This window comes from Achromobacter ruhlandii (assembly GCF_002082135.1).
Taxonomy (GTDB): domain Bacteria; phylum Pseudomonadota; class Gammaproteobacteria; order Burkholderiales; family Burkholderiaceae_B; genus Achromobacter; species Achromobacter ruhlandii.
Genome location: NZ_CP017433.1, coordinates 6,037,583 through 6,059,745, shown reverse-complemented (window position 1 = coordinate 6,059,745; position 22,163 = coordinate 6,037,583). Strand labels below are relative to the sequence as shown.

Sequence of the window (22,163 nt, the reverse complement as noted above, 5' to 3'; positions counted from 1 at the left end):
AAGGCGCCGGCCGCGGCCGCGCCCAGATGGAACGGCGCGCCGTGCAGCATCACCGCCAGCGTCGACCAGAAGGCGCTGAAACCCAGCGACAGCAGGCCCTGCGCGGTGGCGGCGCGGCGCAGTTCGCCGTGCTGGCGCCACAGCCGCGGCAGCGAGCGCAGCAGTTCGGCATAGGGCAGCGTGGTGGTGGGCGTGAACGCCGGCAGGCCGCGCCACAGCGCCGCGCCCAGCGCCAGGATCGATACCGCCGCCACCAGGAACATCGCGCGCCAGCCGAACTGTTCGGCCACCACGCCGCTGATGACGCGCGATAGCAGGATGCCCAGCAGCAATCCGGTCATCACGGTGCCGACGATGCGGCCGCGGTGCGCGGGGGGCGCCAGGGTGGCGGCGGCCGGGACGATGTCCTGCGCCAGGGTGGCTGCCAGCCCAATGGCGAAACTGGCTGCCAGCAGCACGCCGATGGCGGGCGCCATGGCCGCCAGCAGCAGCGCCGCGCTGAGGGCGCCGGCCTTGATCAGGACAATGCGCTTGCGATCGTAGCGGTCGCCCAGCGGAGCGAGCGTCAATATGCCGAACGCATAACCGAGTTGGGTCAGCGTGGGAATCCAGCCGAGCGCGCCGGGGGTGGCGCCCAGGTCCGCGCCCAGGATGCCGAGCATGGGCTGGTTGTAGTAGAGCGACGCGACCGCCAGGCCGGCGCCGATGGCCAGCAGCAGTACCAGTCCGGCGGACAGGTCGGTGGATGGTGGCGCGGGGTGCGCCCGGGTATCAGGGGACATGATGGGAATCCGTTCAGGGGAAGGCACCATGAGGTGCGTACGGCGCAGATTCTGAGCGTGTGGCGGGGCCTTGGGTAGCCGTCCGCCGGGTAGATCCGTTATACGATAGGCGTATGACCATTCCCGCCCTGGCTGCCGCGACCGGCACCGACCGCATGCTGTTGATCGAGACCTTCGTGCGCATCGTGGAGGCCGGCAGCCTGTCGGCCGCCGCGGCGCAGCTGGGCGGCACGCAGCCTACCGTCAGCCGCCGCCTGCAGTTGCTGGAACGGACGCTGGGCGTGCGGCTGCTGCAGCGCTCGACCCATGCCATCCGGCTGACCGAGGACGGCCGGCGTTGTTACGAGCGCGCCAAGGAACTGCTGGCCAGCTGGCAATCGCTTGAGAACGACGTGCGCGGCGCCGGCGAGGAACTGGCGGGCACGTTGCGCGTGGTCGCGCCCCACGCTTTCGGCCAGAACCAGTTCATGGACGCGTTGGCGCAATACCTGCGCCAGTATCCGCGCATGCGGGTCGAATGGCTGCTGCACGACCGCGTGCCGGATTTCATCGCCGAGAACATCGATTGCGCCATCAAGGTCGGGCCGGTGCAGGATCCTTCGGTGGTGGCGGTCAAGCTGGGCGAAGTGCCGCGCAGCGTGATGGCGGCGCCGTCGCTGCTGGCCGGCGGACCGGTTCCCGAGCACCCGTCGGAACTGGCGCGCCTGCCCTGGCTGGCGCTGCGCACGTTCTACCGCGACGAGGTCAGCCTGACGCACGTGGACAGCGGCGAAGTGGCGTGTTTCGAGATCCAGCCGCGCCTGTCCACCGATGGCCTGTATGCCCTGCGCAAGGCCGCCCTGCTGGGCCTGGGGGCGGGCATTGCGTCGGCCTGGGCGCTGCGCGACGAACTGGCCAGCGGCCAACTGGTGCAACTGGCGCCGGCATGGCGCGCCGCGCCCCTGCCCGTGTACCTGGTCTATGCGCCGTCGCGCTTACAGCCGGCGCGCCTGCGGCGTTTCATCGAGATCATGCGCGAGCACCTGCCGGTCGAATTGCGCGCCAGGCAGGACGCGGCCTGACGGCCGGTGCGGGCCATGCGCCGTCTTTCGCGGCCGGTTTGCGACAAGTGGCAAGGGCCGTTGCCAGAATGGCAGGTTCCTTGCATTTTGTGTGGAAAGTGGGCGCTAGGCATTGACCTGGGCATCGGACAGAATTTCTGTACCGAATCATCAGGGGAAAACAATGACGACGCTGCTCACCACCACAGACGTTGCGAAGATCGTGGCCGCACAGGGCCCGCGCAAGGTATTCGAGGACTTGCTGGATTATCTGCTGGCCGATTTCCTGCGCTGGCCGGAGTTCGACAAGAGCGCGCGCGTCGCCAATCATTCGGCGACCGGCGTGATCGAGCTGATGCCCACCGCCGACCATGATCTCTACAGCTTCAAGTACGTCAACGGCCACCCCGGCAATCCGGCGGCCGGCCTGAGCACCGTGATGGCCTTTGGCGCGCTGGCGCAGGTCAACACCGGCGAACCGCTGTTGATCAGCGAACTGACCCTGACCACCGCGCTGCGCACCGCCGCCACCTCGGCGCTGGCCGCGCGCGCCCTGGCCCGTCCGGGTTCGCGCAGCATGGGCTTGATCGGCAACGGCGCGCAGAGCGAATTCCAGGCGCTGGCGTTTCACCACATCCTGGGCATCGACACGCTGCACCTTTACGACGTCGATCCCGCCGCCAGCGACAAGCTGGCGCGCAATCTGGCCGACGTGCCGGGCCTGCGCCTGCGCCGCTTCGGCAGCGTCGCCGCCGCCGTCAAGGGCGTGGATATCGTGACCACGGTGACGGCCGACAAGGCCTACGCCACCATCCTCACCGCCGACATGGTCGAGCCGGGCATGCACATCAATGCCGTGGGCGGCGATTGTCCCGGCAAGACCGAACTGCATGCGGACGTGCTGCGGGCTGGCGCCGTGTTCGTGGAATACGAACCGCAGACGCGCATCGAGGGCGACCTGCAGCAGATGCCGGCCGACTTCGCGGTGACCGAGCTGTGGCGCGTGCTGACGGGCCAGAGCGCCGGCCGCCAGGACGGACGCGACATCACCGTGTTCGACTCGGTCGGCTTCGCGCTGGAGGATTTCTCGGCGCTGCGCTGGCTGCGCGACTGCGCCGTCAGGCACGGCATCGGCACGCGCGTCGAAGTGGCGCCGCGGCTGGCCGATCCGAAGAACCTGTTCGACCTGGTGCGGGGCCGCCAGGCCGCCGCGCAGGCCGCGGCCCGCGCCAGCCAGGCGTTGCTCAGGGATTGAGGCGCCCCGCCGCTATTCGGAGCCTGGCGGTTCGTGCGACACCGGCCGGCCCAGCAGGAAACCCTGGAAATGCGAGCAGCCTTCCTGGGTCAGCCGTTCAAGCTGGGCCGCGGTTTCGACGCCTTCGGCGGTGGTGGGGATGTCCAGGCTGCGGCCGATGCCGTTGATGGCGCGGATGATGGCCAGCGCTTCCCTGCTCGACTCCACGTCCTGGGTGAACGACTTGTCGATCTTGATCTTGTCGAACTCGAAGCTGCGCAGGTAGCCCAGCGATGAATAGCCGGTGCCGAAGTCGTCCAGCGCCACTTTCACGCCGAGCTGCTTGAGCCGGTTCAAGATATTCAGGTTGCTCTCGGAGTTGGCCAGCAACACCGATTCGGTGATCTCCAGTTCCAGCCGGCTGGCCGCCAGGCCGGAGGTGGCCAGCGCCGACTCGACCAGCGAGACCAGTGCGTTGTTGGTGAACTGCGTGGCCGACAGGTTCACCGCCACGGTTTCGTGCGCGTCCCAGGTCATGGCCTCGCGGCACGCTTCGTGCAGGGTGAAGGCGCCCAGTTCGTGGATCAGCCCGGTTTCCTCGGCGATCGGGATGAAGTCGTTGGGCATGATCAGCCCCTTGACCGGATGCCGCCAGCGCATCAGGGCCTCGCGGCCCACGGTGCGCACGTGGCTGGTGTCCTTGATGGGCTGGTAGTACAGCTGCAGCTGCTGCGACAGGATCGCCTGGCGCAGATCCATTTCCATTTCGTGGCGCTTGAGCGCGGCGGCTTCCATCTCGGGCTTGAAGAACGCCAGGCAGTTGCGGCCGTTGCGTTTGGCTTCGTACAGCGCCATGTCGGCGTAGCGCAGCAGATGGTCGGCGCCATCCTCCTGGGCGGTGGCGACGGCGATACCGATGCTGACGCTGACCGGCACGGTGTGGCCATCCACCTGGAACGGTTCGCGCATCGCGTCGATCAGGCGCTGCGCCATCTGGCGCAGGTCGTCGGTTTTCTCGATGCCGGGCAGCACCACCGCGAATTCGTCGCCGCCCAGGCGCGCCAGCGTGTCCTGTTCGCGCAGATTCCTGGCCAGGCGCCGCGACAGCTGGCGCAGCAGTTCATCGCCGCGCTGGTGGCCGAGCGTGTCGTTGACGCTCTTGAAGTTGTCCAGGTCCAGGCTCAGCACGGCGGCGCTACGTTCGCGGCCGTCGGGCGCCAGCGCCTTGAGCAGCCGTTCGCGGAACAGGCGGCGGTTGGGGATGCCGGTCAGGGTGTCGTGGTGCGCCATATAGCGCACCTGGGCCTGGGCCGCGTTCTCGTCGGTGATGTCGTCGGCGATCAGCAGCACGTAGCGCGAGCGCGGGTCGCTGCTATGGAACACCAGCGTGCGGCTGCGCAGCGTGCGCGGGCCGCGCTCGGTGACCACTTCCTCCTGCCCGGCCTCGCGCAGCGCGCCGTCCGAGCGCAGCGCGTCGTTGGTCAGGCGCTCGAAGAACTCGTGCACGCCGGGCGGCAGGCATTGCTGGATGGTCTGCCCCTGCATCCGCTCGCGGCGCGCGCCGAAGGCGGCTTCGGTCTGCCGGTTGGCCAGCAGGATGCGGCGCGACACGGCGTCCAGCACCAGGACGCACGAGGGAATGTGCGAAACCACCGCCTCCAGGAAGCTCGACAACGAGGTCAGTTCGCTGTTGTAGCGTTCGGCCAGTTCCTTGGCGTGCAGCAGCTGCAGTTCGCGTTCGCGGCGTTCGGTGCAGTCGCGCGTGATTTTGGCGTAGCCGATGAGCGCGCCGGCGTCGTCCTGGATGGCGTCGATCACCACATGCGCCCAGAACGGCGTGCCGTCCTTGCGGATGCGCCAGCCTTCGGCCTCGAAGCGGCCCTGCTCGCGGGCGGCCGCCAGACCGCGCGCGGGCAGGCCGGCGGCCTGGTCGGCGGGGCTGTAGAAGCAGGAAAAATGCCGCCCCACGACCTCTTCGCGGGTATAGCCCTTGGCGCGTTCGGCGCCGGCATTCCAGTTGGCGACGGTGCCGTCGGGGTTCAGCATGTAGATTGCGTAGTCAACCACACCTTGCACAAGGTGACGGTACATCACGTCGGAATTGTCGATGATCATGGGGGATTGGGGGGGCGTTGCGGGATGCGCGGCTTTACGTTTACGTCGTGCCGCCGCGATTATTTACCGCCGCCGCGCGAAAAGGCCGATCCTGGCGGATTAAGTCCAATCTTTGCGCGTTGTTGCGCGCTCAGGGCTTCAGGCGTTGCTTCAGGGCCTGTGTGATCATCGGGATGTCGAGGTCCTGGCCCGGATGTTTCTGGCAGAAGTCGTACAACACCGCGATGTAGGCGTTGCCGAGCAGTTTGGTGATGGCGCCCGCCGTGGTGGCGGCGATGGTGCCGCCCACGGCGCTGCCGGCGCCGGGAATGAACTTGAGCAGGCTCGATACCACCGAGCGCCCCACCAGCGTGGCGGCGGACGCGCCCAATGACGAGGTGACCAGCGTGCTGATGGCGGCGGTGTTCAGTTCCATGCCGAAGGTAATGCCGATCTTGGCGATCATGCCGACCTGGATCGGCACCAGGGCCACGGCGTCCGAGAACGGGATCGGCGCGGCGGCGGCCGACGCGGCCAGGCCGGCGGCCACGTTGACCTCTATTTCAGCCCGCTTTTTTTTACTTCCAGGGCCTTCAGGTTGCGGGTTGAGAGTGCGTTGGCATAGGCGCGCTGCTGGGATTCGGGTATGTACCGCGCGGTGGCTTCGATCAGGGCGTCCAGGCCCATCGGCGGCAGGTCCGCGCCCAGTTCCTCGATGTGCTCGGGCAGGGCGCGCACCGCCACCATCTGCCGCGCGCGCGGCAGCAGCGCGCGGGCCTGTTCCAGGAACGGGCTGTTCTTGCGAGCCTTGGTGAGCACGCCGATGACCGGGATGCCGGCGTCGGCCAGCAATGCGCTCAGTTCGACTTCGGCGTCCTCGACGCGGTGGCTGCTGTCCTGGATGCAGAGCCAGGCGACGTGCAGGTGCCGGTCCTGGTCTTCGGCGGCCGCGCGTTCGCGGATCAGGTCGGCCAGCTGCTGGCGCGAGCGCGCGTAGTCGCCCACTTCCAGGCCACGCGTGTCGATGATGGTGAGCGGGTGGCCGGGGCGCGAGAATTCCTGCGTGGTCTGCGTGACCGGCTTGCCGGCGCCGGTCCGGGCCAGGTCGCCGCGGAACACCGCGTTGATCAGCGTGCTCTTGCCCACGCCGGTCTTGCCGGCCACCAGGATGTTGACGCGGCCCGCGCCGCGCGTGGCGGTGCTGATCGCATCGGCGATCGCGTCCTGCAACTGGGGCGTGTCCTGGCGGGGCGGCGTCATGGCTGGCGGGAAGCGTGGAAATCGGGCATGGCTTGATTCTAGCGAGAAATCCCCGACGTGAAATGCCCGGTCTCAGCCATACAGGTGCGCCGCTTCGGGGAAGCGGCGCGCGCGCACGTCCGCCGCGTAGTCGCGGGCGGCGGCCTGGATGCGGTCGGACAGGGCGTCATAGCGTTTGACGAAGCGCGCGGTGCGATCGAACATGCCCAGCATGTCGTCCACCACCAGCACCTGCCCGTCGCAGCCGGCCGAGGCGCCGATGCCGATGGTGGGGCAACCGATGGCCTCTGTGATGGCCAGCGCCAGCGGTTCGACCACGCCCTCGATCACCACGGCGAAGGCGCCGGCTTCAGCCACCGCCGTGGCATCGGCGGCGATGCGGGCGTACTCGGCCTCGCCCCTGCCGCGCGCGCCGTAGCCGCCAAGGATGTTGACGGCCTGCGGCGTCAGGCCGATGTGCGCCATGACGGGAATGCCGCGCGCCGAAAGATAGGCGATGGCGGGCGCCATGGCCTGGCCGCCCTCCAGCTTGACGGCGCTGGCGCCGGTTTCCTTGAGGACGCGGGCGGCCGAGCGGAAAGCCTGTTCCGGGCTTTCCTCATAGCTGCCGAAGGGCATGTCGACCACCACCAGCGCCTGGCGCGCGCCGCGCGCGACGGCGGCGCCGTGCGCGATCATCATGTCCAGCGTGACGGGCACGGTGGACGGCAGCCCATAGATGGTCTGCGCCAGGCTGTCGCCCACCAGCAGCGCGTCGCAGTGGGGATCGAGCAATTCGGCCATGCGCGCGGTGTAGGCGGTGAGCATGACCAGCGGCTCGGCGCGCTTGCGGGCGCGAAAGGCCGGGACGGTCATGCGGCGCGGCGCGGCGGCCGCGGAATTCAGGGTGGCGGTGGTGGACATGCGGGGCTCCTGGGATGCGGTGCGTCGGGCCCGTGGGCGGGCGCGGCGCGCGGCACAGGTATATCACGGCGTGGCCTCGGGCGTAGTCAGCAGGGCCGCGCGCATGTCTTCGAGAAAGGCCGCGGCGATGTCGTCGAGCTGGCCGCGGCGCTTGGCCACCATGCTGATCTCGACGTCGTAGTGGTAGGTGTCGGCATCCAGCGCGTGCAACAGGCCGGCCGCCACGTAGGGCGCTGCATAGTGTTCGGGCAGGTATCCCAGGTGCGCGCCCGACAGGATCAGGATCAGCGCGGCCTCCATGTTGTCGGCCTCGGAGGTGATGTGGCGCGGCCGGCCGGCGAACGAGGACTCCGGCAAGGGATAGGTGCGCCAGGTCCAGTCGGCGTCGGCCAGGTCCTGCTCGGTGACGCGGCCGGCGCGCGCCGCCAGCGGATGGGTGGCGCCACAGTAAGCGATCTGGCGTTCCTGGAACAGCGTGGTGTAGTCCAGCATCGGCACCCGGTGCAGGAAGTAGCCGATGGCGACTTGCATCTCGTCCTTGAGGATCAGCTCTTCCAGCTCGCGCGGACTGCGGATCAGCACCGACAGGCGCACGGCCTCGTCGCGCCGGCGGAATTTCTGAATGGCCTGGCCGATGCGCGCGTTCTGCGCCATGGTGGCGTTGCCGATCAGGCCCAGCGTCAGGTTGCCGACCAGCTGCCGGTGCATGTTGCGCGCCTGCGCGCTGAAGTCGTCCAGCGAGGCCAGCGCGCGCCGCGCCAGCTTGTCGAAGCGCTGCCCCTTGGCGGTCAGGCGAAAGCCGCCGCGGCCGCGTTCGCACAGCGTGAAGCCCAGGCGGGTCTCGAGCGTGGCGAGCTGGCTGCTGATGGTGGACTGGCCCACGCCCAGCAGGGCCTGCGCGGCCGACACGCCGCCCGCGTCGACGATGGTGAGGAAGACGCGGATCAGGCGCAGGTCGAGGTCGGAAACGGTCGAGAGCATAGGGTAATCACGGACGAAACATTGATGGATATCGATGTGAATTTTCCGAACTAGGCATGGATGGAAAAAGTCCGGATTCCTATTATTCCACCGGTGTTGCCGATTCATCCCGGCGCCGGTGCCGCCGGCGGCCAAGGAGCGATCGGGGGTCCGGAAAACCGATTTTTCCAGATTCACTTCTACGTAGATAGTTGTTTGGCCGGCGGCGGTGATTCAGCGCGCGGATCGCGCGCGACGAGACAAGGGGAAGGACATGTTTGTCGACATCGGCGTGGTCGTGGCCTATCTGGCCGCGATGCTGCTACTGGGCTGGTACGGCATGCGGCGGGCCAGGACGCACGAGGATTTCCTGGTGGCGGGCCGCAATCTCGGACCGGCCTTCTACATGGGCACCATGGCGGCCACGGTGCTCGGCGGCGCCAGCACCGTCGGCACGGTGCGGCTGGGGTATGTGCATGGCATCTCCGGCTTCTGGCTGTGCGCCATGCTGGGCCTGGGCATCATCGTGCTGAACGTGTTCCTGGCCCGGCCGCTGCTGAAGCTGCGCATCTTCACCGTGACGCAGATCCTGGAGTTCCGCTACAGCGCGCGCACCCGGCATGTCAGCGCGCTGGTGATGATGGCCTACGCGCTGATGCTGGCCGCGACCTCGGTGATCGCGACCGGCACGGTGATGCAGGTGCTGTTCGACATGCCCTTCTGGCTGGCGATCCTGGTGGGCGGCGGCGTGGTGGTGGTCTATTCGGCGGTGGGCGGCATGTGGTCGCTGACCCTGACCGACATCGTGCAGTTCCTGATCAAGACCGTCGGCCTGATGGCCGTGCTGCTGCCGATCTGCCTGTCGCGGGTCGGCGGCTGGGACCAACTGGTGGCGAAACTGCCGGCGGCCAGCTTCGCGCCGACCGCGATCGGCTGGCCCACCATCGTGACGTATTTCCTGATCTATTTCTTCGGCATCCTGATCGGCCAGGACATCTGGCAACGCGTCTTTACCGCCCGCAGCGAGCGGGTGGCGAGGCTGGCGGGGGCGGCGGCGGGGCTGTATTGCATCGTCTATGGCCTGGTGGGCGCGCTGATCGGCATGACGGCGAGGGTCTTGCTGCCCGACCTGGATAACGTCAACAACGCTTTCGCCGCCATCGTGCAGGCCGAGTTGCCCGCCGGCATCCGCGGCCTGGTGATCGCGGCGGCGCTGGCGGCCATGATGTCCACGGCCAGCGCGGCGATGCTGGCGTCTTCCACCGTGTTGGCCGAGGACCTGCTGCCGGCCTTGCGCGGCGGCCGCGGCTTCACCCATGTGCGCAGCCATCGCCTGATGACGCTGCTGGTCGGCCTGGCCACGCTCGGCATCGCGCTGGTGGTCGATGACGTGCTGGACGCGCTTACCTGCGCCTACAACCTGCTGGTCGGCGGCATGCTGGTGCCGATCCTGGGCGCCATCTGGTGGCGCCGTGGAACGACCACGGGCGCTATCGCCAGCATGCTGCTGGGCTGCGCCACGGCGATCGGCTTCATGATCCGCGACGGCCTGGCCGCCAACACGCCGATCTACGCCAGCCTGGCCGTCAGCGCCGTCAGTTTCATCATCGTCAGCCTGATGGGACAGGCGGCGGCGCCGGTTCACGGCGATTCATCTTCCAGGAGCACCCCATGAGTTTCACCCCCGAGAAGCTGGCCGCGTTGCGCGCCCGGTTCGGCGGCGCCAACGAAGCCGTCATCCACGATCCGCACTTTCGCGCGGTGGCGGCCAACGTCATCGACGACAGCGGCACGCGCAGCGCGCCCTATGCCGGGATGCCGACACTGCTGGACGCGCCGGCCCGGCAGGTCGACTGGAGCCGGCCGGATTTCGGCGACCTGCAGGTGGCGCTGCTGGGCGTGCCGATGGATCTGGGGGCCAGCAATCGCAGCGGCTGTCGCTTCGGGCCGCGCGCGCTGCGCGCCATCGAGCGGGTCGGGCCGTACAACCACGCGCTCAAATGCACGCCGGTGCGCGAGCTGCGCGTGGCCGACATCGGCGACGTGCCGATGCGCAGCCGCTACAGCCTGGAACAGTCGCACGAGGACATCCACGCGGCCTACGAGAAGATCGTGGCGGCCGGCGTCACGCCGCTGTCGGTCGGCGGCGACCATTCCGTGACGCTGCCGATCCTGCGCGCGCTGGGGGCGCGGCAGCCGGTGGCGCTGGTGCATTTCGACGCGCATTGCGACACCGGCGGTCCGTTCGACGGCAGCCGCTTCCATCATGGCGGGCCGTTCCGGCAGGCGGTGCTGGAAGGCGTGCTCGACCCGACCCGCACGATCCAGATCGGCATCCGCGGCTCGGCCGAGTACCTGTGGGAGTTCTCGTACGAATCCGGCATGACCGTGATCCATGCCGAGGACATTCCGCGCCTGGGGGTGGACGCCATCATTGCCCAGGCGCGGGCCGTGGTCGGCGACGCGCCCGTGTATGTGTCGTTCGACATCGATTGCCTGGATCCGGCTTTCGCGCCCGGCACCGGCACCCCCGAGGTCGGCGGCGTGACGGTGCGCGAGGCCCAGGCCATGCTGCGCGGATTGGCGGGCCTGGACATCGTCGGCGGCGACCTGGTGGAGGTGGCGCCGTCCTACGATGCCACCGCCAACACGGCGCACGCGGGCGCGCAGATCCTGTTCGAGATCCTGAGCCTGATGCGCCTGCGCGGCGCGCGCTGATGCGCCGGCGTCAGGGCGCCGTGGCGCCCTCGCCCGCCACTTGCAGCAAGGTGTAGCGCCGGCTCGAGTACAGCGGCGTGACCTGTCCGCGCCAGGTCGCCAGCAAGGTGGTCGCCTCGCGCCTGCGCACGGCGAGGAATACCCGCTGGCCCGGGGCGGGCAGCACCGCGGTCAGGGCTTGCGGACCGTCCACCAGGTCGGCCGTGTCGCGCGAATAGTACCGGGCGGAGAACGGGCGGCTGCCGACGAAATAAAGCCGATCGCCGCTTTGCATGGCGGCTTCGGCGCGCTGCACCAGTTGCTTTTCCGTCTTGTAGTGCGTCGGCAGCAGCCAGGCCAGCAGGGCCAGGACCAGCGCGGCGGCGGGCGCCAGCGTCATGCCCGCCAGCATCAGGCGTCCCTGGCGCGCGTCACGCCATTGCGCCACCCGCATGCCGAGCGCCAGCGCAACGGGCGGCAGCGCCGGCAGCACATAGGTCCACAGGATGTTGCCCGACAGCGTGAAGAACGCCGGCGTGGCCAGTGCCCACGTCAGCAGATAGGTCTGGTCGGGGTCGCGCGCCGCCGCGGCCACGCGGCGTCCCAGCGGCGCGTCGCGCCGGGGCCACAGCAACAGGCCGAGCCAGGCGGCGCCCCACGGCATGGTCGCGAGCAGCCAGTCCAGCCAGATGCTGCCGTAGGGGCGCTCGTGGGCCGAGCCGTAGCGGTCGCCCTCCCATCCTGGATCGACGAAGCGCAGGATGTGTTCGCCGAGGATGAAGTAGCGCAGGAATCCCGGCGTCTTCAGCTCGGCCGCGATGTACCAGGGCAAGGTCAACGCCAGCGTCAGGACGATGCCAGCCGTCCACGGCAATGCGCTCAACTGCGCGCGCGCGTTGCGGTGCCACAGCATCCAGGGCACGATCGCGCCGCTGGTCAGCACCAGCGCCAGCGGCCCTTTGGCGAGCAGGCCGATGGCCAGCCCGGCGAAGAAGCCGTAGCGCCAGAGTGGCCGCGGATCGCGCGGCGCCAGCAGGAACGACACCATCGACAGCGTGATGCCCAGGGCCAGGAAGGCGTCGGTCAGCACCGCGCCGGCGCTGGCGTACGGCAGCAGCATGGTGGCGAACAGCAGCGTGGCCCAGCGCGCGGCCTGTTCGCCGCGCAACTGCCGCGCGCAGCGGTGGACCAGCGCCAGCACCCCCAGCATCGCCAGCCAGGACGGCAGGCGCACCGCCAGTTCGGACAGGCCGAACAGGCGGATGGACAGCGCCTGGGCCCAGAAGGCCAGCGGCGGCTTGCCCCAGAACGGTTCGCCGGGTTCGAACCAGGGCGTGATCCAGTCGCCGGTCGTCGCCATCAGGCGGGCGATCTCGGCGTAGCGCGGCTCGGACGTGTCCGCGAACGGCATTGCCGCCATGGCCAGCAGCCGCAGCGCCAGGATGCCGATCAGGCCCAGCAGCAGGCCCTTAGTAGTTAACCGCATGCGGACCCTTTGCGGCTTCGGCTAGCGGCATGGCCATCGTGGCGCTGCCTTGTACGTCGCGCACCAGGTAGACCGGGCGCTGCTTGGTTTCCATATAAGTCTTGCCCATGTACTCGCCCAACAACCCGATGGTGATCAGCTGGATGCCGCTCAGGAACGTGATCATGGCCATCAGCGAGGGATAACCCTGGACGTCGTGGCCGTAGATCAGTGTCTTGAAGATGATGATGATACCGAACAAGGCGCCCAGCAGCGCGGCCGTCATGCCCGCGATCGTGGCCCAGCGCAGCGGGGCCGTGGAGAACGACGTGATGCCCTCCAGCGCGAGCCGCAGCAGCGCAAAGACGTTCCACTTGGTGGCGCCGGCGGCGCGCGGCGCGCGGTCGTAGTCGATGACGCGCGTGGGCATGCCGATCCAGGCATACAAGCCCTTCATGTAGCGGCAGCGTTCAGGCAGCCGCAGCAGCGCGTCGACCGCGCGCCGGCTCATCAGGCGGAAATCGCCGGTGTCCGCCGGGATCGCGGCCCGGCTCAGGCGGCTGAGCAGGCGGTAGTAGGCATAGGCAGAGGCGCGCTTGAACCAGTTTTCGCCGGCGCGGCTGCGGCGCCGCATGCAGACCACGTCGGCGCCTTCGCGCCAGGCCCGCACCATGTCCGGGATCAACTCCGGCGGATCCTGCAGGTCGGCATCCAGCAGGATCACGGCGGCGCCCGAGGCATGCTTCAGGCCGGCCGTCATGGCGGCTTCCTTGCCGAAGTTGCGGCTCAGCCGCACCAGTTTCAATCCGGCTTCGCGCGCCATCAGGCCCGCCAGGTATTCGGCGCTGCCGTCCTGGCTGCCGTCGTCGACGAACACGATCTCCCACGGCTCGCCAAGCGCGTCCAGGACCTGCCGCAGCCGCGCGTGACACAACGGCAGCACTTCGCGTTCGTTCAGGAAAGGGATGATGATGGAGATTTGCACCGGGCGCGGCTGGGCGCGCGGCGGGGTCGGGATATCGAGATAGGGACGCATGGTCTGGGTACTTTTCAGTCGATCGGGCGGGCCGCGCCGGCCGTGCGGCGCCGACGTGCCACCACTCTATTGAGCCGCCCTCGACAGCGCGCTGACGGTCACATTACATTTGCGCAAGCTCGGGCCCGCCACGGCGATCATCCGGCCGCCGGCCGCTCCTGGCGCCGCGCCTCGCTCTCGGCCAGCTCCACCTCTTCGGCATCCTTGCGGTGCATCAGCCGGTACAGCGCCGGCAGCACCAACAGCGTCAGGATGGTCGAGGAAATGATGCCGCCGATGACCACCGTGGCCAGCGGCCGCTGCACCTCGGCGCCGGTGCCGGTGGCGATTGCCATGGGCACGAAGCCGAGCGAGGCCACCAGCGCGGTCATCAGTACCGGCCGCAGCCGCGTCAGGGCGCCCTCGCGCACCGCCTGGTCGAGCGGCTTGCCGGATTCGCGCAGCGAGCTGATGAACGACAGCAGCACCAGGCCGTTCAGCACCGCCACGCCGCACAGCGCGATGAAGCCCACCGCCGCGGTAATCGACAGCGGAATCCCGCGCAGCCACAGCGAGATGACGCCGCCGGTCAGCGCGAAGGGAATGCCGGTGAATACGATCAGGCCGTCCTTGATGTTGCCGAACATCGCGAACAGCAGCCCGAACACCAGCAGCAGCGCCGCAGGCACGACGATCCGCAGGCGCTGCGCCGCCGATTGCAGCTGCTCGAAGGTGCCGCCCCAGGCGGTCCAGTAGCCGGCGGGCACCTTGATCTTCTCGGCCAGCGCCGCCTCGGCGTCGGCCACGAACGAGCCCAGGTCGCGGCCGCGCACGTTGGCGCTGACCACGATGCGGCGCTTGCCGTCTTCGCGCGAGATCTGGTTGGGGCCGGGCGCCAGGTCGAAGGTGGCTACTTCCGACAGCGGGATGTAGGCGGTCTGGGTCTGTCCTTCGCTCCGGGGCAGCGCGATGGGCAGCTTGCGCAGCGCCGGGATGCTCTCGCGCACGGTCTCTGGCAGGCGCACCACGATGTCGAAGCGGCGGTCGCCCTGGAAGAAGGTGCCGGCCTCGCGGCCGCCGATGGCGATGCCCAGCGTGTCCTGCACGTCGGCCAGATTCAGGCCGTAGCGGGCGGCGCGGGCGCGGTCGATGTTGACCGTCAGCACCGGCAGGCCGGTGGTCTGCTCGATCTTGACTTCGGAGGCGCCGGGAATCGCCTGCAACACCTGGGCGACCTCGGCCGCGGAGCGGTTCAGCACCTCGTTATCGTCGCCGAATATCTTCACCGCCACGTCGCTGCGCACGCCGGAGATAAGCTCGTTGAAGCGCAGCTGGATCGGTTGCGAGAACTCGTAGTTGTTGCCCGGAATCCGCGCGGCCTCTTCCTGGATCGCCTGCAACAGCTCGGCCTGGGTCTTGCGCGGGGCGGGCCACTGATCGCGGGGCTTGAGCATGATGTAGCCGTCGGAGATGTTGGGCGGCATCGGGTCGGAGGCGATCTCGGCGGTGCCGGTGCGGGCGAACACGCGTTCGATCTCGGGGAATTTCTGCTTCAGCCGGGTCTCCAGCTGCTTCTGCATTTCCAGCGACTGGCTCAGGCTGGTGCCGGGAATGCGCAGCGCCTGAATGGCGATGTCGCCCTCGTTCAGATTGGGGATGAACTCGCTGCCCATGCGCGCGGCGATCACGCCGCACACCGCCACGAACAGGGTGGCCGCGGCCAGCACCAGCGGCGTGCGGCGCAGGGCCAGGTCCAGCAGCGGCGCGTAGCGGCGCCTGGCCCACAGCATCAGGCGGTTTTCCTTTTCCGAGACCTTCTTGCCGATGAACAGCGCCACCGCCGCCGGCACGAAGGTGACCGACAGGATCATCGCGCCCAGCAGCGCCAGCACCACGGTCAGGGCCATGGGATGGAACATGCGCCCCTCGACCCCGCTGAGCGCGAAGATCGGCAGGTACACCACCATGATGATCAGCTGGCCGAACAGCAATGGCCGGCGCGCCTCGCGCGCGGCGGCGAAGACCTCGTGGAAACGCTCGCTGCGTGTCAGGGGCCGGCCCTGCTGTTCCTGCGCGTGGCTCAGGCGCCGCACGCAGTTCTCCACGATCACGACGGCGCCGTCGACGATGATGCCGAAGTCCAGCGCGCCCAGGCTCATCAGGTTGGCGCTGACCTTGTAGGTGACCATGCCGGTGAAGGTGAACAGCATCGACAGCGGGATCACCATGGCGGTGATCAGCGCGGCGCGGATGTTGCCCAGGAACAGGAACAGGATCACGATCACCAGGGTCGCGCCTTCCAGCAGGTTCTTCTTGACCGTGGCGATGGCCTTGTCGATCAGGTTGCTGCGGTCGTACACGGTGACGGCCTGGATCCCGGCCGGCAGGGTCTTGTTGATGGCGTCGATGCGCGCCGACACCGCCCGCGACACCGCGCGGCTGTTCTCGCCGATCAGCATGAAGACGGTGCCCAGCACCACTTCCTGGCCGTTGTCGGTGGCCGCGCCGGTGCGCAGCTCGCGGCCGATGCCGACCTCGGCCACGTCGCGGATGCGGATGGCCTGGCCGTCCACGGCGGTCAGCACCACGTCGCGGATGTCGTCGATCGAGCGCACCTGGCCCGGCGCGCGGATCAGGTACTGCTCGCCCTTGCGCTCGATGTAGCCGGCGCCGACGTTGGCGTTGTTGCGGTCCAGCGCCGTCATGATGTCGGTCAGCGACAGGCCGTAGGAGGCCAGCCGCTCGGTGTCGGGCGCCACCTGATATTCCTTGGCGAAGCCGCCGATTGAGTTGATCTCGGTGACGCCGGTGATGTTGCGCAGCTGCGGCTTGATGACCCAATCCTGGATCTCGCGCAGGTCGGTCGGCGTGTAGGGCGTGCCGTCTTCCTTCTTGGCGCCCGGCTCGGCCTCCACCGTCCACAGGTAGATCTCGCCCAGGCCGGTGGAGATCGGCCCCATGGTCGGCGTGATGCCTTCCGGCAGGCTCTCCTTGGCTTCCTGCAGCCGCTGGTTGACCAGCTGGCGGGCGAAATAGATGTCGGTGCCGTCCTGGAAGATCACCGTCACTTGCGACAGGCCGTAGCGTGACAGCGAGCGGGTCTGCTGCAACCCGGGCAGGCCGGCCATGACGGTTTCGATCGGATAGGTGATGCGCTGCTCGGTCTCCAGCGGCGAATAGCCCGGCGCGCCGACGTTGATCTGCACCTGCACGTTGGTGATGTCCGGCACGGCGTCGATGGCCAGCCGGGTGTAGTTGTAGACCCCGATGGCGGCGACGCCCAGGGTGACGAAGATGACGAGCCAGCGCTGCTCGATGGCGAAGCGGATGAGGCGTTCGAACATGTCTGCGTGCTCCGGCTCAGTGCGCGTGGCTGGCGCTGGCCTTGCCCTGCTCGGCCTTGAGCACGAAGGCGTTGCGGGCGACGTAGCGGGTGCCGGCGGCCAGGCCCGACAGCACTTCGACCTGCTCGCCCGAGGCGCGGCCCAGCTTGACCGGCCGCGCCAGGAAGCCGTCCGGCACTTCCACGTACACCACCGATTCGTTCTCGACGGTCTGGACCGCGTCGGCCGCCACCGCCACCGCGGCGTCGGCGCTGCTGGTGACGACGTTTACCGAGACGAACAGGCCCGGGCGCCAGGCCATGTCGGGGTTGTCGAGGGTGACGCGGGCCGTGGCGGTGCGGGTCTGCTGGCCCAGCAGCGAGCCGATGTACGACACCTCGCCCCTGGCGCGGCCCGAGAACGCCGCGGAGTCGACGCTGGCGGCCTCGCCCACGCGCACGTCCTGCAGGTCCTTGGGCGCGATCACGAACTCCGCCCAGACGGTGCGCAGGTCCGATAGCGTGAAGATGCTGGCGGTGTCGGCCAGCGCCTCGCCCAGGGCGATGTGTTTCTCGACCACCACGCCATCGAACGGCGCGCGGATCTCCAGCCGGCTCAGGTCATTGGACTGCGGCGGCGCGCCAATGGCCGCCAGCTTCTGCGCGGCGTTCTGCACCGCGATCTGGGCTTCCTGCAGCGCGGTGCGCGCCTGCTGGTAGTCCTGCTCGGCCGAGACTTTCTCGCGCCACAGCTTGAGTTCGCGCTGGTGGGTGGCGGCGGCCAGGTCGCGGCGCTTGCTGGCGGCCAGCCATTCGCTGCGCAGCTCCGACAGCGCGGTGCTGGACAGCGCCGCGAGCAGGTCGCCCTTTTTCACTTGCTGGCCCAGGTCCGCCGATACCTCCTGCACCACGCCGGCCAGTCGCGGCACCACGTGCGCGGTGCGGTCGGCGTTGAACTTGATCTCGCCCGGGAAACGCGACGCGGTTTCCAGTTTGGCGGGGCCGGCCGTTTCGATCCCGAGGCCGGCGGCCTGGATCTGCTCGGCGCTCAGCGTGATCTTGTCTTCATTGTGATCGGCGGCCGCTTCGGCGTCGCCGGCCTTGGCCTGCGGCGCGGCGTCGGCGGCCGGGTGACGGTGTCCGTCGCCGGCGGCGTCGGCCTGGGCCGGGCGTGGCAGGGCCAGCGCCAGCAGGCAGGCGGCGGACAGGGCGGCGGCCAGCGCCGGTCGGGAAAAGGCGGAAAGCGCGGTGTGCATGGTCATGGGAGGAATAAGGTCAACGTCCGAGAATGCGATCGATGTCCGCCGCCGCCTGATAGGCGCTGGCCAGGACGTTCAGGTAAGCGATGTTTCCTTGGGACAGCGTGCGCTGCGCGTCCAACACTTCCAGGAAACTGACCTTGCCGGCCTCGAAGCCCTTGCGGGCGCTCTCGTAGGCCTCGTTGGCGCCGGGCAGCACGGTGCTGCGGTACTCGCGCACCGAATTGGCGGCCAGGTCGAATCGCGACACGGATTGCAGCAGGTCGGCGGTCAGGCGCGACTCCAGCTCGCGGTACAGGTCCTGCGCCTTGTATGACTGCATCGTGGCCGAATAGACGTTGCCCTGGTTGCGGTCGAACAGCGGCAGGGGGATCGATACGCCGAACTGCGCCTTGTTGCGGCCCTGTTCGTTGTCGCGCGCGACGCCGGCGCTGAGCGTGATGTCGGGATAGCGCTTGCTTTTCTCGACCTCCAGCTGGGCCCGTCCCAGTTCGACCGAGAGGCGGCCCGCCTCCATGCGCGGCGAGGCGGCCAGCGCGGCGCGCAGGTCGTCGATGGCGTCGCGCCGTGGCAGGGCCTGAAGGTCCGCGCTGACCCGCGCGAAATCCGCTTCCGGCGCGCCCCACAACTGCCCCAGCTTGCGCCGCGCCGCGTCCAGCGCGGAGTCGGCGGCGCGGGCTTCGATGCGCGAGTTGGCCAGTTCGACGCGGGCCTTGCTGCTTTCCAGCGGCGGCGCCTTGCCGGCCGCCACGCGCCGTTCAGCCAGGCGCAGGGCGTTCTGGGCAATCTCGACCGTGCCCTGCGCCACCCGTACCGTTTCCTGCGCCACCGCTACGTCGAAGAAGGCGGCGATGACGGCGGCGCGCAGGTCGGCGCGCGCGCTGGACAGATCGCGCCGGGCGATGTCGCGCGCCAGGCCGGCGGCCGTGATGCGCGCGCCGCGCTTGCCGCCCAGCTCGACCGGCATGCTCAGGGCGGTGGTGGTGGTGCGGGTGCTGCGGCGGTTGTCGTCGATGCCGACTTCGAGGCTGGGGTTGGGGATGACGCCGGCCTGCGTGACCTGGCCTTCGCTGGCCGCGGCCTCGTTGCGCGCGGCCGCCAATAGCGGGCTGCGTTCATAAGCGGCGGCCAGCGCCTGCTCCAGTGTCAGGGCGGGCGCGACTTGGGAGGCCGGCGCGGCCGCCCCGGGGCCCGCCTGGCTCCAGGCGGGCGAGAGGAAGACGGCGGCCGCCACGAGGAGCGGTATCGGGGATAAACGCATGAGGTCAACCAAGGGAGGGCGCCACGGACTCGGGCTGAGACAGGCATTGGTGGGCACTCTATCCAACGGGCCTCGTCAGATCCTCGACAGAAAAATGACATTTCCGTAAGGTTCGCGCGCCTTACGAATTCGTAATCGGCGTGTTGGCGAATTGACGTGGTCGTGTCCGTAGAGTGTCTTCACCGCTTAACAAAAAGCGTGCAGGCGCGGCGTCCTGGCCGCCCCGGCAAGTCACCGAAACTGGGAGATATCCTCATGAAGCAACGCATCGTCGCCACCCTTGCCCTGTGCGGCGCCCTGGCCGTGCCGGCCCTGGCCAGCGCCAACAGCACCTGGCACCCGACCAACACCGAGATCGGCTACAGCATCGCGCCGGACCATGCGGCCATGGGCAAGACCGGCGAGCAGGTCGCCAGCGAACTGGCCGCCGCCAAGGCCGACAGGCGCCAGTGGTTTTTCACCTACTACAACCTGGGCAAGCCGGGCTGGGCCAAGCAGGGCACGTCGCGCACCCGCGCCGACGCGCTGGCGGAAGTCGAGGCGATGACGCCGGCCGAACGCGCCCGGCTGGACGCGATCTATACCCCGGGTTGAACGCGCCCCGTCGTTTCCGCGCCGTTCGCGGCCAGCGCGCCGCGGGCGGCAACCGGTGCGGCCCGGCCGCCGTCGCCGTCCCGCGCCCTGGCGCGTGGACGGCGGCTGTCGTATTCCGACGCCGCGAACGTAGAATAGGGTGGCACTGCGTCGCGGTTCGTCCCTTTCTCCATCCGGGGCCTCATGAAAATACTGGTCATTGAAGACGAAAAGAAACTCGCCGAATACCTGCGCCGCGCGCTCACCGAGCACAGCTACGTGGTCGATGTGGCGATGGACGGCGTCAGCGGCCTGCACCTGGCGCGCGAAAGCCAGTACGACCTGATTCTGCTGGATGTGATGCTGCCGGGCATGGACGGTTTTTCGGTGCTGCACGAACTGCGCAAGACCGACCGCGTGCCGGTGCTGATGCTGACCGCGCGCGACAAGCTGGAAGACCGCGTCAAGGGGCTGCGCGATGGCGCCGACGATTACCTGGCCAAGCCTTTCGCCTTGTCCGAACTGCTGGCGCGGGTGCTGGCGCTGGGTCGTCGCAGTGGCCACAACGTGGCCGAGGCCGGCGGCCAGAATGTGCTGCGCATCGGCGACCTGGAACTCGACCTGCTGCGCCGGCGCGCCTATCGCGCCGGCACCCGGCTGGACCTGACCGCCAAGGAATTCACCCTGCTGGCGCTGCTGATGCGCAAGCAGGGCGAGGTGCTGTCGCGCCTGGAGCTGGCCGAGCAGGTCTGGGACATCAACTTCAACAGCAATACCAATGTGGTCGAGGTGGCGGTGCGGCGCCTGCGCGGCAAGGTCGACGACCCGTTCGAAAAGAAGCTGCTGCACACCGTGCGCGGCATGGGCTACGTGCTGGAAACGCGGGACGATTGATGCCGGCGCCGCGTCCCCGGTCATTGCGCCGCTGGCTCACGCGCTGGCTGGCGATCCTGACGTTCGCCGGCCTGGGCCTGGTGTGCGTGGCGGTCTATTGGGCCACCAATCGCAATCTGTCGATCCGGCAGGAAGCGCTGCTGGCGCAGAAGATGGAAGTGATCAAGCACCTGGTCGAGGAGAACGCGGCCAAGGGCGATTCGGCCTCGCTGCGGCATAAGCTCGATGACTTCTTCTACGGCCGGCCCGATTTTTCGCTGGCGCTGGAGATCGATGGCAGAAGGGTGGTTTATGGCCTGCCCGATGACAACGACGCCGGTCACGACAGACGCATCAATTTCACGCTGCCGGTGCCGGGCTCGCCCGGGGGCTCCATGAATGCGGAACTGGTGCTGGATATCACTTCCGACCTGCACCTGCGGGCCGCGCTGGCCTGGACCCTGTTCGCCTGCGCGCTGGCCGGCGCCATCGTGGTGTCGGCGCTCGGCACGCGGCTGGTGCGGCGCGCCATGGCGCCCGTCGACGAACTGGGCCGTCAGGCCGCGCGGCTGTCGCCCGACCGCATCGGCGAGCGGCTCGACGAAAGCCACCAGGCCGAGGAGATCCGGCCGCTGGTGCACCAGTTCAATGCGGTGCTGCAGCGGGTGGAGCGCGCCTATGTGCAAATGGAAGGTTTCAACGCCGACGTGGCGCACGAGCTGCGCACGCCGCTGGCGACGCTGATCGGCGAGACCGAACTGGCGTTGAGCGGCCGGCGTTCGGAGCAGGAGCTGCGCGAAATCCTGGGATCGAACCTGGAGGAACTGCAGCGGATGTCCGGCATCGTCAACGACATGTTGTTCCTGTCGCAGGCAGACCGCGGCGCGCAAGCGCGCGGCGCCTGGATCCCGAGCCTGGCGCAGGTGTTGTCGGAGGTGGCGGACTACCATGAAGCGGAAGCCATGGACGCGGGCCTGTCGTTCGCGGTCTCGGGCGAGGCGGCGGCGCAGGCCGATCGCCCGTTGCTGCAGCGGGCGGTCTCCAACCTGGTGTCCAATGCCGTGCGCTACGCGCACCGGGGCAGTCGCGTCGATCTGCTGGTCGACCGGGGCGAGGCGGGCATCCGCGTCGCCGTGCGCAACCAGGGCGATCCCATCGGCCAGGAGCATCTGCCGCGGCTGTTCTACCGCTTCTACCGCATGGACGCGGCGCGGCCCTTCGATGCCAATCACCATGGGCTGGGACTGGCCATCGTCGCCGCCATCGCCCGCATGCACGGCGGCAGGCCGTTCGCGTGCTCGGAGGGCGGCGTCGTCACCATCGGCTTCTGGATTGCCGACCGCCACATTACAGAAAACTAATCTTCCTGTGCGGCTTCTGTTGGCATGCCTTGCCTAGACTGCTTCTGTACGCCGGCCGCGCCCC

Annotated in this window: 18 protein-coding genes; 7 read left to right on the top strand and 11 right to left on the bottom strand. The window is 68.8% G+C overall.

Annotated features, from left to right (window positions below; genetic code table 11):
• Positions 1-782, bottom strand: a 782-nt coding sequence (locus AruCF_RS30095; protein WP_254431160.1) for an MFS transporter, incomplete at its 3' end; no start/stop codon positions are given.
• Positions 783-895: 113 nt separating this feature from the next.
• Here AruCF_RS30095 and AruCF_RS27465 point away from each other — a divergent pair.
• Both AruCF_RS27465 and ocd read left to right on the top strand, forming a co-directional pair.
• Positions 896-1,843, top strand: a complete 948-nt coding sequence (locus tag AruCF_RS27465) for a LysR family transcriptional regulator (protein WP_049070695.1) — start codon at positions 896-898, stop codon at positions 1,841-1,843.
• 163 nt (positions 1,844-2,006) lie between these two features.
• Entirely contained in the window at positions 2,007-3,077 is a 1,071-nt protein-coding gene (ocd, locus tag AruCF_RS27460) for an ornithine cyclodeaminase (protein WP_049070697.1), read from the top strand.
• A 12-nt stretch (positions 3,078-3,089) separates the two neighbouring features.
• Here ocd and AruCF_RS27455 read toward each other — a convergent pair whose 3' ends face one another.
• The 5 genes from AruCF_RS27455 to AruCF_RS27440 all read right to left on the bottom strand — a co-directional run bounded on the left by AruCF_RS27455 (position 3,090) and on the right by AruCF_RS27440 (position 8,294).
• A complete protein-coding gene (locus tag AruCF_RS27455; RefSeq protein ID WP_083037020.1) occupies positions 3,090-5,171 on the bottom strand; it encodes a sensor domain-containing protein in 2,082 nt (693 codons plus the stop codon).
• Positions 5,172-5,301: 130 nt separating this feature from the next.
• Entirely contained in the window at positions 5,302-5,700 is a 399-nt protein-coding gene (locus tag AruCF_RS30090) for a YcjF family protein (RefSeq protein ID WP_254431159.1), read from the bottom strand.
• Positions 5,701-5,708: 8 nt separating this feature from the next.
• The gene (locus tag AruCF_RS30085; RefSeq protein WP_254431158.1) at positions 5,709-6,410 is read right to left on the bottom strand and encodes a GTPase family protein; all 702 of its coding nucleotides are present in this window, start codon (positions 6,408-6,410) and stop codon (positions 5,709-5,711) included.
• A 72-nt stretch (positions 6,411-6,482) separates the two neighbouring features.
• A complete protein-coding gene (gene panB / locus AruCF_RS27445) occupies positions 6,483-7,313 on the bottom strand; it encodes a 3-methyl-2-oxobutanoate hydroxymethyltransferase (RefSeq protein WP_049070699.1) in 831 nt (276 codons plus the stop codon).
• Positions 7,314-7,376: 63 nt separating this feature from the next.
• On the bottom strand, positions 7,377-8,294 hold the full coding sequence (locus AruCF_RS27440) for a LysR family transcriptional regulator (protein WP_049070700.1): 918 nt from the start codon (positions 8,292-8,294) through the stop codon (positions 7,377-7,379).
• 253 nt (positions 8,295-8,547) lie between these two features.
• Here AruCF_RS27440 and AruCF_RS27435 point away from each other — a divergent pair, with 253 nt between their 5' ends.
• Both AruCF_RS27435 and speB read left to right on the top strand, forming a co-directional pair.
• On the top strand, positions 8,548-9,948 hold the full coding sequence (locus AruCF_RS27435) for a sodium:solute symporter family protein (protein ID WP_049070702.1): 1,401 nt from the start codon (positions 8,548-8,550) through the stop codon (positions 9,946-9,948).
• Positions 9,945-10,991, top strand: a complete 1,047-nt coding sequence (gene speB, locus AruCF_RS27430; protein WP_049070704.1) for an agmatinase — start codon at positions 9,945-9,947, stop codon at positions 10,989-10,991. The genes AruCF_RS27435 and speB overlap by 4 nt, the downstream gene beginning before the upstream one ends.
• 10 nt (positions 10,992-11,001) lie before the next feature.
• On the opposite strand, the gene AruCF_RS27425 is transcribed toward speB, so the two are convergent.
• The 5 genes from AruCF_RS27425 to AruCF_RS27405 all read right to left on the bottom strand — a co-directional run bounded on the left by AruCF_RS27425 (position 11,002) and on the right by AruCF_RS27405 (position 19,292).
• Positions 11,002-12,456: an ArnT family glycosyltransferase gene (locus AruCF_RS27425; protein ID WP_049070706.1), complete on the bottom strand. Its 1,455-nt coding sequence runs from the start codon at positions 12,454-12,456 to the stop codon at positions 11,002-11,004.
• A complete protein-coding gene (locus tag AruCF_RS27420) occupies positions 12,440-13,471 on the bottom strand; it encodes a glycosyltransferase family 2 protein (protein WP_049070708.1) in 1,032 nt (343 codons plus the stop codon). The genes AruCF_RS27425 and AruCF_RS27420 overlap by 17 nt, the downstream gene beginning before the upstream one ends.
• Before the next feature lie 137 nt (positions 13,472-13,608).
• The gene (locus AruCF_RS27415) at positions 13,609-16,794 is read right to left on the bottom strand and encodes a CusA/CzcA family heavy metal efflux RND transporter (RefSeq protein WP_049070709.1); all 3,186 of its coding nucleotides are present in this window, start codon (positions 16,792-16,794) and stop codon (positions 13,609-13,611) included.
• 16 nt (positions 16,795-16,810) lie between these two features.
• The gene (locus tag AruCF_RS27410; RefSeq protein WP_049070710.1) at positions 16,811-18,034 is read right to left on the bottom strand and encodes an efflux RND transporter periplasmic adaptor subunit; all 1,224 of its coding nucleotides are present in this window, start codon (positions 18,032-18,034) and stop codon (positions 16,811-16,813) included.
• Positions 18,035-18,047: 13 nt separating this feature from the next.
• The gene (locus tag AruCF_RS27405; RefSeq protein ID WP_049070711.1) at positions 18,048-19,292 is read right to left on the bottom strand and encodes a TolC family protein; all 1,245 of its coding nucleotides are present in this window, start codon (positions 19,290-19,292) and stop codon (positions 18,048-18,050) included.
• 255 nt (positions 19,293-19,547) lie between these two features.
• On the opposite strand from AruCF_RS27405, the gene AruCF_RS27400 reads away from it, so the two are divergent.
• From AruCF_RS27400 to AruCF_RS27390, 3 genes are all read left to right on the top strand, one after another.
• Positions 19,548-19,886 (top strand): DUF4148 domain-containing protein, encoded by a 339-nt coding sequence (locus AruCF_RS27400; protein ID WP_049070714.1) that lies wholly within the window; start codon positions 19,548-19,550, stop codon positions 19,884-19,886.
• A gap of 183 nt (positions 19,887-20,069) precedes the next feature.
• Positions 20,070-20,759 (top strand): heavy metal response regulator transcription factor, encoded by a 690-nt coding sequence (locus tag AruCF_RS27395; RefSeq protein ID WP_020925543.1) that lies wholly within the window; start codon positions 20,070-20,072, stop codon positions 20,757-20,759.
• Positions 20,759-22,099 carry a heavy metal sensor histidine kinase gene (locus AruCF_RS27390; protein ID WP_049070716.1) on the top strand — a complete coding sequence of 447 codons (1,341 nt, stop codon included), beginning with the start codon at positions 20,759-20,761 and terminating at the stop codon, positions 22,097-22,099. The genes AruCF_RS27395 and AruCF_RS27390 overlap by 1 nt, the downstream gene beginning before the upstream one ends.
• Positions 22,100-22,163 lie beyond the last annotated feature (64 nt).

Bases quoted from the DNA above. Each gene is read 5' to 3' on its own strand.
- AruCF_RS27435 (WP_049070702.1), top strand. From the start codon at position 8,548: ATGTTTGTCGACATCGGCGTGGTCGTGGCCTATCTGGCCGCGATGCTG.
- AruCF_RS27425 (WP_049070706.1), bottom strand. From the start codon at position 12,456: ATGCGGTTAACTACTAAGGGCCTGCTGCTGGGCCTGATCGGCATCCTG.
- AruCF_RS27440 (WP_049070700.1), bottom strand. From the start codon at position 8,294: ATGCTCTCGACCGTTTCCGACCTCGACCTGCGCCTGATCCGCGTCTTC.
- AruCF_RS27415 (WP_049070709.1), bottom strand. From the start codon at position 16,794: ATGTTCGAACGCCTCATCCGCTTCGCCATCGAGCAGCGCTGGCTCGTC.
- AruCF_RS30085 (WP_254431158.1), bottom strand. From the start codon at position 6,410: ATGACGCCGCCCCGCCAGGACACGCCCCAGTTGCAGGACGCGATCGCC.
- AruCF_RS27455 (WP_083037020.1), bottom strand. From the start codon at position 5,171: ATGATCATCGACAATTCCGACGTGATGTACCGTCACCTTGTGCAAGGT.
- AruCF_RS27395 (WP_020925543.1), top strand. From the start codon at position 20,070: ATGAAAATACTGGTCATTGAAGACGAAAAGAAACTCGCCGAATACCTG.
- AruCF_RS27420 (WP_049070708.1), bottom strand. From the start codon at position 13,471: ATGCGTCCCTATCTCGATATCCCGACCCCGCCGCGCGCCCAGCCGCGC.
- ocd (WP_049070697.1), top strand. From the start codon at position 2,007: ATGACGACGCTGCTCACCACCACAGACGTTGCGAAGATCGTGGCCGCA.
- AruCF_RS27465 (WP_049070695.1), top strand. From the start codon at position 896: ATGACCATTCCCGCCCTGGCTGCCGCGACCGGCACCGACCGCATGCTG.
- AruCF_RS27410 (WP_049070710.1), bottom strand. From the start codon at position 18,034: ATGACCATGCACACCGCGCTTTCCGCCTTTTCCCGACCGGCGCTGGCC.
- AruCF_RS27405 (WP_049070711.1), bottom strand. From the start codon at position 19,292: ATGCGTTTATCCCCGATACCGCTCCTCGTGGCGGCCGCCGTCTTCCTC.
- speB (WP_049070704.1), top strand. From the start codon at position 9,945: ATGAGTTTCACCCCCGAGAAGCTGGCCGCGTTGCGCGCCCGGTTCGGC.
- AruCF_RS27400 (WP_049070714.1), top strand. From the start codon at position 19,548: ATGAAGCAACGCATCGTCGCCACCCTTGCCCTGTGCGGCGCCCTGGCC.
- AruCF_RS27390 (WP_049070716.1), top strand. From the start codon at position 20,759: ATGCCGGCGCCGCGTCCCCGGTCATTGCGCCGCTGGCTCACGCGCTGG.
- panB (WP_049070699.1), bottom strand. From the start codon at position 7,313: ATGTCCACCACCGCCACCCTGAATTCCGCGGCCGCCGCGCCGCGCCGC.